We start from the raw sequence: 11809 nt of genomic DNA, 5'->3' as shown, positions 1-11809 counted from the left end.
CTACCCGGACCGGACTCACACCGGCAGGCGACGACGAGCTTCCGACACAGGTCATGACCGCAAAACGATCACCTCCTGATCTCTGGGCGCACCTGCTGGAGCACTATTCCTGGCACTCGATCTTTGTCACCAACATGGTGCTCGGAGTTATCGCCTTCCTCGGCGCCGTTCTCTTCGTGCCTGCAAGTCGCCAACCGGACCGCAAGCTCGACCCCGTGGGCCTCATGCTGGGCACGATCGCTGTCGCCTCATTGGCTTTCGCCATTATCGAGGGCAAGACACTCGGCTACTTCTCGACTGCAATCCTTTGCGCCTACACCACTTTCGCGGTCTCGCTGGTCATCTTCGCCTGGTACGAGTCTCGGCACCACGATCCGATGATCGACATCAAGCTCTTCCGATCGGGTTCATTCACCATGGTCATGGCCGTGGCCGCGACCACCATGTTCGGCTTCACCGGCACATCCCTGCTCGTGGTCCTCTACTGCCAGCACGTCCAGGGTGTCACCCCGCTCGGTGCGGGTGTCCGCGCGCTCGCCATGTTCGTGCCGTTCATCCTCATCAGCGCCCTCGCCGGCAAAATCGCGCACAGGATCGGTTTCAAGGTCATATTGACGGTCGGCTTGATCGTCATGGCCGCAGGGATCTTCGCGCTACGCGCGATCGAGGCAGGCCCGGATTCTTCCCGACTGTGGCCGGGTCTCATCATTGTCGGCATCGGGACCGGACTGCTCGTAGCCCCCTCCACCGCAGCCGCGGTCATCAGCGTCCACCGGTCCCAGGCAGGGATGGCCAGCGCGATGGTCAACATGTTCCGGCAACTCGGAAACGTGCTCGGCGCCAGCGTGACCGGAACCATCCTGACCACCAAATTTAGCGACGGACTCGGCGAGCGGCTGACCGAGCACCATCTCCCGCAGCAGACGATCGACTCGGTGGTCGACGCGGCACAGCGCGGCAACCACGATTCCGCCCGTCTCCCAACAGAACTCGCATCACTCGTCGCAGACAGCGCCCGACGGGCCTTCACCGACGCATCCCACCTGAGCGCCCTGGTCACCGCCACCATAATTGCCGCCATCGTGATACCCACCGTGTTGTTCATTCGCCACCGGCCGGCCGAACCAACGAACATTGATACCGCGAAGACTGCCCGTCCACGGACAGGAAAGTCTTTCGCGCGTTAGGAGCAGCCCATGCGAATCCTTATCGTCGGCGCCGGCGCAGTAGGCGGATATTTCGGTGCTGAACTCGCCGCTGCTGGGCGCAAAGTCAGCTTCCTCGCTCGCGGCCAGCGCGTACCTCAGCTCCGAGCGCATGGATTGACTGTCGTGCGGCCGCAAGGTTCGACGACCACGCGAGTCCATGCGCTGACAGCCTCGGAACTCACAGAGCCCTACGATCTGGTGCTGCTGGCGGTAAAGGCAGGCGCACTGCTGCCGGCTCTGGACGACATCGCGCACGCCGTGGCGAAGCACACGAGGATCCTTCCGCTGCTCAACGGCATTCGTCACATCGAAACAATTCGCGAGCGCTTCGGTGAACGGGCAGCCCTTGGCGGCGTCGGTATCGTCGCAACTCAGCAGGACGCGCGGGGGCGGATTCTGATGCTCGCCGCTGGCGCGAACATTGCATATGGCGAGCTCGACGGAAGCCGAACTCCGGTTCTGGACCAGATCGCAGCGGAACTCTCGGCCGCCGAGATCGAACACACCATCTCGTCGACGATCGAGCAGGACATGTGGGAGAAATGGTTCTTCATGGCCGCCGGCGCAATCACGACCGTCCTGCTCGGCGGACCGGTCGGCCGGATCGTCGCGGAAGACGATGGCTCGGCGGCGATCACCGCGATCATCGACGAAACCGCCGTAGTCTTCGAACGATCCGGCCACCCCGTCCGAGCCGAAGCAATCGCACGCGTGACCACGACGCTGACCACCCCCGGCTCACAATTCACGACCTCCCTCTACCGAGACTTCCTGGACGGGAGAGGCACCGAGGTCGAGACGATCCTCGGCGATCTTCTGACGACCGCTGGCCGGCTGGAGATCGAGACACCGCTCCTTCGTGCGGCGACGGTCAGGCTTCGTGTGCATGCCGCGACCCTGACCCCGAGAACGATAGTCGTAGGCACATAGACTGCCACCATGCCGTAGGAGACCTCGCAGAGCGTGGATGCGGTCGCGAGGCACGGTGCGCCGTGGATAGATCGCTGACTCCGAGAAACCCGGGGAACATCAAAATCTCCGGAAATGCCGGGATGATTCATCCCCCAATCATTGCCGGCGTTCTCTGCAGCGATCAACTCTGCGGGTGAGCCTCAGAACGCCCCGTCGGAAAGCTCCATCAGATTGGATTGCGCCGACGCCACCACTTGTCTGGCCGCGGCGAGGTCTGGAAGGACGGTTGTCGCGAAGAAGTCGGCCACGGCGACCTTGCCCTCATAGAATTCGCGATCAAGGTCGGAGGGTCGGCCGTCCAGGGCCGTGAGGGCTATTTCGGCTTGCTCGAGCAACCGCCACCCGATCAACAGGTCGCCGAACGCCATCAGGAATCGCACCGATGCGAGGCCGATTTTGTAGAGCTCCTCCGGTCGTTCCTGGGCAGCCATCAGGTAAGCGAAAAGGCTTTCGATCATCGCCTGGACATGTCCGAGTGCCGTCGCCAAGCTGATGCGCAGGCCTGCCAGGCGTGGGTCCGCGCTGTCGGATTCGAGGAAGTCCGAGATCGCGGCCTGCAGATGGGCCAAGGCGACGCCCTGGTCGCGGGCGATCTTGCGGAAGAAGAAGTCCATGGCCTGGATCGCAGTGGTGCCCTCGTAGAGGGAATCGATCTTCGAGTCACGAATGTACTGTTCGATCGGGTAATCCTGTAGGAACCCGGAACCACCGAAAGTCTGCAACGATTCGGTCAGGTACTGGTAGGCCCGCTCGGAGCCGACCCCCTTCACCACCGGCAGCAGCAGATCATTCACGCGCCGGGCCATGTCCGGTTTCGCGCCGGAAACCTGTGCCGCGCTGACCGGATCCTGGTGCGCGGCGGTGTACATGTACAGCGCGCGCAGTCCTTCGGCGTAGGCCTTCTGCATCATCAGGCTGCGGCGCACGTCGGGGTGTCGAATGATCGCCACTCGTGGCGCGGTCTTGTCGGTCATCCGGGTCAGATCCGGGCCCTGCACGCGGAACTTCGCGTAGTCGAGGGCGTTGAGGTATCCGGTGGACAGTGTCGAGATCGCTTTCGTGCCGACAGACATGCGTGCGTTCTCGATCACCTTGAACATCTGGGCGATTCCACTGTGCACGTCACCGACCAGCCAGCCTTTGGCGGGTATACCGTGAGCGCCGAAGGTCAGCTCGCAGGTCGCCGAAACCTTCAGGCCCATCTTGTGCTCGACGTTGGTGACGAACACCCCGTTACGGTCGCCGAGTTCTCCGGTTGCCGGGTCGAAATGGAACTTCGGCACGAAGAACAAACTCAATCCCTTGGTGCCCGGCCCAGCTCCCTCGGGACGCGCGAGGACCAGATGAAAGATGTTCTCCGCCAAGTCGTCCGACTCGGCGCCGGTGATGAAACGCTTGACACCGTCGATGTGCCAGCTGCCGTCGTCCTGCTGGTACGCCGTCGTGCGGCCGGCGCCGACATCGGAGCCCGCGTCCGGCTCGGTCAGCACCATCGTCCCGCCCCACCGGCGGTCGACCGCGAGCTTCGCCCACCGCTTCTGCTCGTCGTTGCCGACGCGGTAGAGTACATCGGCCATCACCGGCCCCAGCATGTAGAAGAACACGCCGGGATTGGCCCCGAGCAGAAGCTCGTTGAGCGCCCAGGTCACCGGCCACGGCGCCGCAGAACCCCCGAGGTCTTGATGCATTCCGAGCAGGAACCACTCCGAGTCCTGCCAGACCCGCACCGACTTCTTGAAGCTGTCCGGTATAGCGACCGTATGGGTCACCGGGTCGAAGACCGGAGGATGGCGGTCCGCGTCCGAGAACGATTCGGCCACCGGCCCTTCGGCCTGGCGCGCCGCTTCGGCGAGCATGGCGCGAACAGTGTCGGAGTCCAAGCCCGCGAAGTCACCGGATCGCAGGATCGCGTCGAGGCCGAGCACCTCGAACAGATTGAACTCGAGGTCGCGGACATTGCTTTTGTAGTGACCCATGGGAACCTTTCGTGGTGCACTGCGGCACCGAATAACTTTGTGAAACTGCTTGCCGACGGCTCGCGAAGGAGAAGCCTGGCAGCTCGACGGCCGTGCCGAGCGGCTGCGATCAGGTGAGCGAGATCGACGCCCGCCCTCGACTCAGACGTCGGTCGTCTCCTGCAGGAGCGATGCGGTGGCCTCAGCTTTGATGTCGAACTTTTGCCCCATGCGCATTGCCAGCGCCTGCGCCGCCGAGAGCGGACGCACCATCACCATGAAGTCATCGATCTTGCCGTCGTCATCGAAATGCAAGAAGTCGCAACCGGTGATTTGTTTGCCGTCGACGGCGGCCTCGAAAGGCGTGCTCGTGGCCGTCTTCGGACTCGATCTGACGCACGTAGACGAAGTCCTCGAAGACTTCGATCACCGCGCGCAGAATCCCCGCGGTGAGCGTCTTACCGGTACGGCCTGTGAGCCACCGGGCTCGTGAACACGACGTCGTCGGCCAGCAGCGCCTCGTTGGCCGCGGTATCGCGGGCCTCGACCCCTTCACGGAACGGATGCATGAACACCTCCTATAGACAATTAGTTGAGTATTGAGAGGAACCGTAGCCCCGCATTGCCTCCATGTCCAGACCATTAATAGACAACTAATTGATTAGACAAGCCTCGTGATAGCCTGACCCGATGCCGCTACGCAACGCGGTGCTGGCCGCACTTCTCGAGGGAGAGGCGTCTGGATACGACCTGGCCAAAGGCTTCGATGCCTCGGTCGCAAACTTCTGGATGTCGACGCCACAGCAGCTGTACAAGGAACTCGAGAAGATGGCCGCCGACGGGCTCATCGAGACGCGGGTCGAACAGGAGCGCCGCCCCACAAGCGCCTGCACGCGATCACCGCGGCAGGGCGAGCAGCTCTACAACGGTGATCAGTCCAGGCCTTGCGTATTCGGGGCAGGACTGCGGTGCCGAGGAGCCATCACCGCCGCCTCCGACGAGCTCGGTCGCCTCGCCGTGCTCGCTTTCCTCGACCGCGGCACCATGGTCTGTTCGTAGTCGCGCAAGGCGGCGTGCAGCGGGCGGCGGGCGGCTGCACCGGTCAATGTCGTGGTGAGGGCGGCGGCGTCGCGTAGGGCGATGTTGGCGCCGTCGCCTGCGGCCGGGCTCATGGCGTGGATCGCGTCGTCGAGCAAGGAAGTAGGACCAGATGGTGAAGTACGCGACCGCGATCCGCACCGGCACCGCCTCGACGGAGGCGATCCTGCGCAGGTTCATGAAGGCCAACGCCAACCATCCGACATATCAGGCGATGATCGAGCTCGGCCGTGCCCAGAAGACGGTCTTTCTATGTCGCGTTCACAGGGCGGCGTCGATGGCGTCCAGGAAAGCAGTGAAGTTGGCTTCGAGCGTGAGTCGGGACCAGCCTATGAGTCCCGCGAGCAGGGGTGCGCGCGCCTCGACTTGATCGAGGGTGGTGACGGTGCCGTCGGGCGGTGCTTCCACTGGCCGATGCGCCGGTTGGGAGTGCTGAGCAGTCGGAAAGAGCCCAGGCAGCAACTTGTCCCGAGCGGGCCGTAAAGCAGCAGACTGCGGTCGAGATGATTGGGCGGCAGCCAGCCGCCGATCGGACTGGCTTCGGCGGTCTCGGTCCCTGTACCCGGAACCTACGCTGAGCCCGTTGCCACGGCACTCACCACGACGGCGGCAGTGAGCGCCGCGTCGACCGCCTGCACCGCGTCCCTGGCCGCCTTCGAGGCCCAGTTCCCGGCGGCGATCTCCTTGGCCCGCTGCGTCACCACTCGGCGGTCGCGGTCGGGGAAGATCTTCGGCACCGCGTCGGCCGCCGACAACAGCGAGATCAAGGCGGCGGCGCGAGGCTCGACAGGGGCGTCAGGGTGTGCGAACGGCGGTGTCAGCCGGTCCCGGAGTTCCTTGCGGTGTCCCCTCGGCATCCAGGCGGTCCGGGGAAAGATGCCCAGTGCCCGGTGGTGTTCGACGCGTACCAGGCCCTCGTCCGCTAGCCGGTGCAACACCTTCGGCTGCAACCCCTTCGACAGTTTCTCAATCGCAGCTCGGGGTTTCATCGAACGAGCCGCCTCGATCCTGGCGAGCGCGTCGCCCAGTATCGGATCGGCACTCTTGTTCGTGCTCACCACGATCCGGCCCGGTTTCGCCTCGTTGCCCGGCCCGGCCAGCCGGATTGCCCCGGCGTCGATCAGGTCCAGCAGCACTGCTCCGGCGAGAATCCTTGGGGTACGGGTGCTGTCGGCCATCGAGTGCCCAGTACGTTCGTCGAGAAGCAGCAGCATCACGTCTCCGGTGAGCAGGTTCATCACTCGTCCTCCGGTTCCGGGTCGGGCCGGGTCCAGGCCAGGATCATGGTCGGGGTGCAGGCGCCGACGAGCAGCGCGGTCAGCAGCATTACCCCGCCCGCGTAGGCCGCCTGGATATTGTCGAGGTCGGTGAATCCGCCCACGACGATCAGCCAGATCGCAGGAATCATCGCCAGCGTCTGTGTGAGGGTGAGCCCCACCGAGCGAGCCGCGTTGCGCTGCTCGATCTCCCATTCGTCCAGAGCGCCGAGGGGCGCGTCGGCTTGGCGTCCCGAGACGAGCTGCAGCGATATCCACAGCGGAAAGAACAGCAGACAGACCGGCGCCCACAGCAGAGGTCCCCGCTCCAGACCGCACGCGATCAGCACCGCGACGACCGCCAGAGCCAGGAACATCGTCGCGAGGACCACCACTAGCAGCCGGCGGCGGCGACGCGTCCGCCACCGCGGCAACATATGGGCCCAGCGCTCGGCGTAGAACTCGAACCGGCGTGTCCGGCGAGCCTGGTAGCGCTCCAGCAGATTCGGGTGCGTCATCGAATATCCCCTCCGTCGTTCCGGTAGACCGCCGTGGACAGCGGCGCGAATTCCTTCCGCGAGAACACCGCCTCGACCGGCAAGCCGAACACATCGCAGATCCGCAGCGCCAGATCGAGGCTCGGATAGTGATCGCCCCGTTCCAGCGCCCCGACCGTCTGCGGATTCACCTCGATCGCCTCGGCAAGCTGGGCCCGGCTCATTCTCCGCTCGGCACGTAATACCCCGATGCGGTTGTAAATGGGAAGATTTTTCCCACGCCTCATGGGAGTCACACAACAAACTGTTGCATAAACCCAACATTTCGTCAATGGTGGAAGCAGCCCGGTGACGCTGAACTGCGAAGGCGTCGATAGCCGCGAGGGCCTTGCGAGATGCTCACGAATGTTCTCTGACCAGCATTTCGCTGTCTTGTCGATACTGCGGCTACCCCCGGTGCTCAGATGCAGCACCGCAGCAGGGCTTCGCGCAGGATGTCCGGGAGCCGGGAGGTACGCGAAATGCGGAGAGCCGTAACGGGATCGGACATCCAGCGCAGCTTCGGCTGCGATGGTTGCCGGAGAGCCGGATGCCGGGAAACTGGCACGTCCGGTTCGGGAACGCGGCATGAGGAAACGGACCCGATGAAATACCGGCACCGCGCCTCATGCCGACGTTCATCAGTTCCGGCAGGCGGGCGGCTGCCCGGAAGATTCCTGCCCGTCAATTTCCGTCGAGCGGTGCGAGGGAACGATCAGAGGTGGCCCAAACCCAAGCCCAGTAGGTTGACCCAGTCTGAGTACCTGCAGGTCGTGGAGTATTCGATCTGGTTCAACTCCAGCCCGTAGGCGCGCAAGGTGGTGGTGATGAGATCGGCCAGGTACTGCACATCCTCGTGGCTCGGTGCTTCACGAACCGCGAACCAGGCGTCGCTGTTCCCCGTCTGCCACCCGAGGGAGCCAAGGATCTCCCGGTCCATGTAGTGCGGTTGAGACGCGACGGCATGGATCCTCCCGGGTTCGATGAAGACTTGAATACTCCTCGCGTCACCATGTACCGGGGTCATGAGGAACGACAGATCCATATCGAGGATCGTGAGGTCGGACTCGAGAGTGCGGAGCGTATCGGTTGCCCACTCCTGGAAGGTATCCCAGTCCGGAGCCAGCTTGCCTCCGGGAGAATATCCGTTCCACATGCCACCGTTGTCGAATTCGGCGACCCAAACACCGACCTCGGCGGCGACGTAGTCGCGATCGCCCCACTCGCAGGCGCGGTGCTCGGCCCTCTCGGTTTCTTCCTTGGGCACCAACGACATCCGAACACTCCAGCTGTGGTGTTCGAGCTGAAGCAAGACATCCGATATCTGCCACCGGTACCACGGACCGGAGCCGCCGAACAAGTGCTCGGGCCCCAGCTCATCGAAGGCGATGCCACGGGCAGTCCGGAACACCTCCACGAGTTGGTCGGCTTCCAGCCGATCCGCAAGCTCGACGGAGCGACTTACCCCTTCACTTCCGGACCGACGCGCCAGATCACTGAATTCCGCTACAAGACTTCTGATTTCCCCATCGCCGAGACGCACGGTCACACTCTATCCACCACACTTTCCGCCGAGCGATGCGAACACACTCGGCGCAGTGCGACGACTACACGTGCGAGCGCCGCGTTGACGCCCCTGCACTACAGCGCGAAACCCTCTGTCGGTTCCGGAATGGGGTTCTCCTGGACAGCGAGAACAAGTTTGATAGTTCAGTCAAATAAGAAAGCGAACCCTGTTGAGCCACTGAGCAACACAGCGCCAGATCGCTGAGTAGGCCCGGGGCGCGGTGGCGGGATTGCTCCTGCTCCGTTTCCCCGAACCTCTCGCCGAACCCGCCGTGCGCCTCTCGACGCAACGGGCTCTCCACGGTTTCTGCCGTCAGTCCGCGCCAGCAATAACGGCTGACCGTCACGCTGTTCAGGTCGAACAACACGGTCCCGTCCGCCGCCGTGATGGGCAGCCACCGCCCAGTGCGGGTGGTGTAGCGGCGGCGGATATCGGTCCAGTTCCAGCGGTGCCGGGTCTGCAACATTACGATCATCCGTTTCCATACGAACTTCTGGAGAACGGCGAACCGGTTCTTCGCAACGGCATGCTTGAAGCAGTTGGACCAACCACGCAGAATCTGTTCGCGCATCGCCGCAGCGTCGTACTCGGTCCCGTGGACCAGCACGACAAAGTCGTCGGCGTAGCGGACGATCCGCCACGTCGGCAACCCTTTCCGGCGACGGTAGGCCCGCTTGGCCTCGCTGGCCATCGTCCCGCCCCGCTTCCACGGCGCCATCACCTGCTCATCGAGCACGCTCAGCGCGACGTTGGCCAACAGCGGCGAGACTATGCCGCCCTGCGGGGTGCCGGTCATCGTGTCCTGATGCTCGCCGAGCTCGGTGAAGATCCCGGCTTTCAGGAACGCCTTAACCAGCATCAGGACGCGTTTGTCCCTGACCCGCAATCGAACTCGGTCCATCAGGGCCGTGTGGTCGATCCGGTCGAAGCACGCCTCGATATCCGCATCCAGCACCCAGCGGTAACCACGGGTGCCGTAGTAGTGGATCTCGGCGATCGCGTCCTGGGCCCGCCGGTTGGGCCGGAACCCGTAGGAGACCGGCTCGAAGTCGGCCTCGAAAATCGGTTCGGTCTCCTCAGTGCTTGATCGCACTCGACGTCTGGCCTAGCGATTGTCGCTCACCACCCGACGGCCGATGGGTGAAACTCAAACTTGCCGTTAGCGGTTGGCACCCTGGTGAGCATCGAAACGCGCTCTGACGACTCGGGGTCTGCCCACCTTGAGCGCGTACCCGCTGGATGCGCGCTTCTCGGCATGAGCGGATGTTCGGTCGGGTAGCTCGCCGCGACGGTCGAACGCGCGCCGCGCAGCAGCTCAGATGGACGCGGGCAGGTGCTCGGCTCCGACCCAAGGTGAACCCGCCCTACCTGCGGCATTCGTGTCTGTGAATCGTCAATCCTCGGATACGCCGGCACCGAATCAACGGCTACTCGCGGACTCGCGCCGGGATCGGAGGCGGTCCGTTCCAAAGATCTCGACACCGCTGAATTGGAGATGTGTATGCGCGAACTCCTGAAATTCCTCACCCTTCGCCGACTCGAGCGACCGAGCCTTCGCAGACGGGGGACTCCGGTGTGGAACTCCTGCGCCGCGATCGTTGTCGCCGTGGCTGCCGTGATCGGCGGATCGATCGCGAATGCCGTTCCGGCGCAGGCGGCGGGCCCGACCCCCGCCTTCAAAAACGAAGTTCTGACCGCACACAACAAGGTGCGGGCCCAGTACGGTGCGCCGCCACTGACCTGGAGCGATGCCCTGTACCCGGGCACCCTCCAGTGGGCCAGCACATACAAGTTCCAGCACTCCAATTCCGGTGGGAAGTACGGGGAGAACCTCTACTTCTACAACGGCCTGGACACCGCTGGCGCCATCAAGAAAGCGCTCGCGTCCTGGATGGCGGAATCCTCCAAGGACAACTACAACAACCCGGTCTTTTCCGGCGCGACCGGGCACTTCACCCAGGTGGCGTGGAAGTCCACCAAACAGGTCACCGCAGCTGCGGTCAACTGTCGAAAAGGCACCATCTCTGGTACCTCGGCCACCGTATATGTAGTGGCCCGATACAGCCCGGCGGGGAATTTCCAGGGGCAGTTCGAGCAGAACGTCGGTCGCCCGGTATAGCTGCGGGCCGAGACGAACCGGCACAAGGGATTGCGGATCCGGCCGTCGGGCGTGGTGCCCGGCGGATAGAGCTCGGTCGCTGGGCCCTCGGGTAGTCGAGGGCAGGCGGGCCTGGCCCATCGGCTGTGAGCCCGGGCGCGCGATCGTGCGGGTTGTGGCATAGTTGTCGGTTGAGACTGGGTGGATCGAAGTGGTCTGCACGGCTCACCTACAGAAAAGAAGTAGTAAACAACATGGCTCAAGGCAGTGTGAAGTGGTTCAACGGTGAAAAAGGCTTCGGCTTTATCGCTCAAGACGGAGGCGGCCCTGACGTCTTCGTGCATTACTCGGCTATCGGCGGGGCGGGTTTCAAGTCCCTCGACGAGGGCCAGCGCGTGGAGTTCGAGGTAGGCCAGGGCCAGAAGGGTCCGCAGGCGCAGGACGTCCGCGCTATCTGATCAGCGTGACTTGGTAGAGGCTCCGTACCATTGAGGTGCGGAGCCTTTTCTCGTTCGTGTGGCGGCGGCCGACTCCGGATTGGTTCGGAAGTGACAGTTGGGCTACTCCGCTAGAGCGGAAGCCCGCATGAGAGCGGCGCACAACGCCCGATGTTCCGCTGATGTCGCGAACTGAGGAGAGCATTGTGGAGTCTGCCGAGCAAGGTAAACCGTCCTTACGTCCTGAGCGCGACGAAGCACCGCGCACACCGTCGCCTCCGACCAGCCCCCGCTGCCGCCGCCGACCAGGGTTTCCCGCACCAGAGCGGGCAGCATCTGGGTGAGCCTGGCCGCTGGCGGCGCATTCCTGATCGTGCTCCTGATTTTCGTAGTTCAGAACACGACCAGCGTTCGTTCGGCTCGGCTTCCTTGGGTGGCATTTCACTGCCGATCGGGGTCGCGATCCTGGTCGCCGCCGTGTCGGGCTACTGGTCATGGCCGTGGCAGGAGGAATCCGAATCATCCAGCTCCGCCAAGCATTCAACAAGCTGGTCCGGTCCCGGAAAAGCGGCGCACGCCTGCAAAAATGGAACGCGAACACGCCGTGAACGACTGCTCGTCACGCGGCGGCGTCTCCTGGTTCGGGTTCGTCGCGCGCCGGTAGGAACGGCGTCGCATCCGG

Annotated in this window: 12 protein-coding genes and 4 pseudogenes; 6 read left to right on the top strand and 10 right to left on the bottom strand. The window is 63.7% G+C overall.

What is annotated here, in order from left to right:
• Both ACIBJI_RS42320 and ACIBJI_RS42315 read left to right on the top strand, forming a co-directional pair.
• On the top strand, positions 1-1187 hold a 1187-nt coding region (locus tag ACIBJI_RS42320), incomplete at its 5' end, for an MFS transporter (protein ID WP_397088818.1).
• Positions 1188-1196: 9 nt separating this feature from the next.
• Entirely contained in the window at positions 1197-2138 is a 942-nt protein-coding gene (locus tag ACIBJI_RS42315) for a ketopantoate reductase family protein (RefSeq protein WP_397088816.1), read from the top strand.
• A gap of 182 nt (positions 2139-2320) precedes the next feature.
• Here the strand turns inward: ACIBJI_RS42315 and ACIBJI_RS42310 are convergent, their stop codons facing one another.
• Positions 2321-4156, bottom strand: a complete 1836-nt coding sequence (locus ACIBJI_RS42310; protein WP_397088814.1) for an acyl-CoA dehydrogenase — start codon at positions 4154-4156, stop codon at positions 2321-2323.
• 141 nt (positions 4157-4297) lie between these two features.
• A pseudogene (locus ACIBJI_RS42305) lies at positions 4298-4704 on the bottom strand (nuclear transport factor 2 family protein).
• A 121-nt stretch (positions 4705-4825) separates the two neighbouring features.
• Between ACIBJI_RS42305 and ACIBJI_RS42300 the strand changes: the two are divergent.
• Positions 4826-5064, top strand: a pseudogene (locus tag ACIBJI_RS42300) (PadR family transcriptional regulator); the annotation flags it as partial.
• Positions 5065-5067: 3 nt separating this feature from the next.
• Here the strand turns inward: ACIBJI_RS42300 and ACIBJI_RS42295 are convergent.
• Positions 5068-5307, bottom strand: a complete 240-nt coding sequence (locus ACIBJI_RS42295; protein WP_364354480.1) for a hypothetical protein — start codon at positions 5305-5307, stop codon at positions 5068-5070.
• A 32-nt stretch (positions 5308-5339) separates the two neighbouring features.
• On the opposite strand from ACIBJI_RS42295, the pseudogene ACIBJI_RS42290 reads away from it, so the two are divergent.
• Positions 5340-5492: pseudogene (locus ACIBJI_RS42290) on the top strand (Tn3 family transposase); the annotation flags it as partial.
• Between the two features lie 2 nt (positions 5493-5494).
• Here ACIBJI_RS42290 and ACIBJI_RS42285 read toward each other — a convergent pair.
• The 7 genes and pseudogenes from ACIBJI_RS42285 to ACIBJI_RS42255 form a co-directional block, all read right to left on the bottom strand.
• The gene (locus ACIBJI_RS42285) at positions 5495-5641 is read right to left on the bottom strand and encodes a hypothetical protein (RefSeq protein WP_364354483.1); all 147 of its coding nucleotides are present in this window, start codon (positions 5639-5641) and stop codon (positions 5495-5497) included.
• 161 nt (positions 5642-5802) lie between these two features.
• Entirely contained in the window at positions 5803-6471 is a 669-nt protein-coding gene (locus ACIBJI_RS42280; RefSeq protein ID WP_364354486.1) for a GPP34 family phosphoprotein, read from the bottom strand.
• Entirely contained in the window at positions 6471-7007 is a 537-nt protein-coding gene (locus ACIBJI_RS42275) for a hypothetical protein (protein WP_364354489.1), read from the bottom strand. The genes ACIBJI_RS42280 and ACIBJI_RS42275 overlap by 1 nt, the downstream gene beginning before the upstream one ends.
• On the bottom strand, positions 7004-7282 hold the full coding sequence (locus ACIBJI_RS42270) for a helix-turn-helix transcriptional regulator (RefSeq protein ID WP_364354586.1): 279 nt from the start codon (positions 7280-7282) through the stop codon (positions 7004-7006). Before ACIBJI_RS42270 ends, ACIBJI_RS42275 begins: the two co-directional genes overlap by 4 nt.
• 458 nt (positions 7283-7740) lie before the next feature.
• On the bottom strand, positions 7741-8574 hold the full coding sequence (locus ACIBJI_RS42265) for a TY-Chap domain-containing protein (protein ID WP_364354492.1): 834 nt from the start codon (positions 8572-8574) through the stop codon (positions 7741-7743).
• Positions 8575-8632: 58 nt separating this feature from the next.
• Positions 8633-9163 (bottom strand): group II intron maturase-specific domain-containing protein, encoded by a 531-nt coding sequence (locus ACIBJI_RS42260; protein ID WP_397088820.1) that lies wholly within the window; start codon positions 9161-9163, stop codon positions 8633-8635.
• Positions 9158-9661: pseudogene (locus tag ACIBJI_RS42255) on the bottom strand (reverse transcriptase/maturase family protein); the annotation flags it as partial. The pseudogene ACIBJI_RS42255 and the gene ACIBJI_RS42260, both read right to left, overlap by 6 nt.
• A 432-nt stretch (positions 9662-10093) precedes the next feature.
• On the opposite strand from ACIBJI_RS42255, the gene ACIBJI_RS42250 reads away from it, so the two are divergent.
• Together ACIBJI_RS42250 and ACIBJI_RS42245 are read left to right on the top strand one after the other, a co-directional pair.
• Complete coding sequence (locus ACIBJI_RS42250) at positions 10094-10711, top strand: CAP family protein (protein WP_397088810.1); 618 nt, start codon at positions 10094-10096, stop codon at positions 10709-10711.
• 233 nt (positions 10712-10944) lie between these two features.
• Positions 10945-11148 (top strand): cold-shock protein, encoded by a 204-nt coding sequence (locus ACIBJI_RS42245; RefSeq protein ID WP_194815528.1) that lies wholly within the window; start codon positions 10945-10947, stop codon positions 11146-11148.
• The last annotated feature ends 661 nt before the right edge of the window (positions 11149-11809 follow it).

Source organism: Nocardia sp. NPDC050408 (assembly GCF_044458905.1).
In the GTDB taxonomy this organism is placed as follows: domain Bacteria; phylum Actinomycetota; class Actinomycetes; order Mycobacteriales; family Mycobacteriaceae; genus Nocardia.
The sequence above is the reverse complement of the archived record's forward strand: the minus strand, read 5'-3'. Positions and strand labels throughout refer to the sequence as shown.

Bases quoted from the DNA above. Each gene is read 5' to 3' on its own strand.
- ACIBJI_RS42310 (WP_397088814.1), bottom strand. From the start codon at position 4,156: ATGGGTCACTACAAAAGCAATGTCCGCGACCTCGAGTTCAATCTGTTC.
- ACIBJI_RS42275 (WP_364354489.1), bottom strand. From the start codon at position 7,007: ATGACGCACCCGAATCTGCTGGAGCGCTACCAGGCTCGCCGGACACGC.
- ACIBJI_RS42245 (WP_194815528.1), top strand. From the start codon at position 10,945: ATGGCTCAAGGCAGTGTGAAGTGGTTCAACGGTGAAAAAGGCTTCGGC.
- ACIBJI_RS42295 (WP_364354480.1), bottom strand. From the start codon at position 5,307: ATGAGCCCGGCCGCAGGCGACGGCGCCAACATCGCCCTACGCGACGCC.
- ACIBJI_RS42250 (WP_397088810.1), top strand. From the start codon at position 10,094: ATGCGCGAACTCCTGAAATTCCTCACCCTTCGCCGACTCGAGCGACCG.
- ACIBJI_RS42315 (WP_397088816.1), top strand. From the start codon at position 1,197: ATGCGAATCCTTATCGTCGGCGCCGGCGCAGTAGGCGGATATTTCGGT.
- ACIBJI_RS42260 (WP_397088820.1), bottom strand. From the start codon at position 9,163: ATGCGCGAACAGATTCTGCGTGGTTGGTCCAACTGCTTCAAGCATGCC.
- ACIBJI_RS42280 (WP_364354486.1), bottom strand. From the start codon at position 6,471: ATGAACCTGCTCACCGGAGACGTGATGCTGCTGCTTCTCGACGAACGT.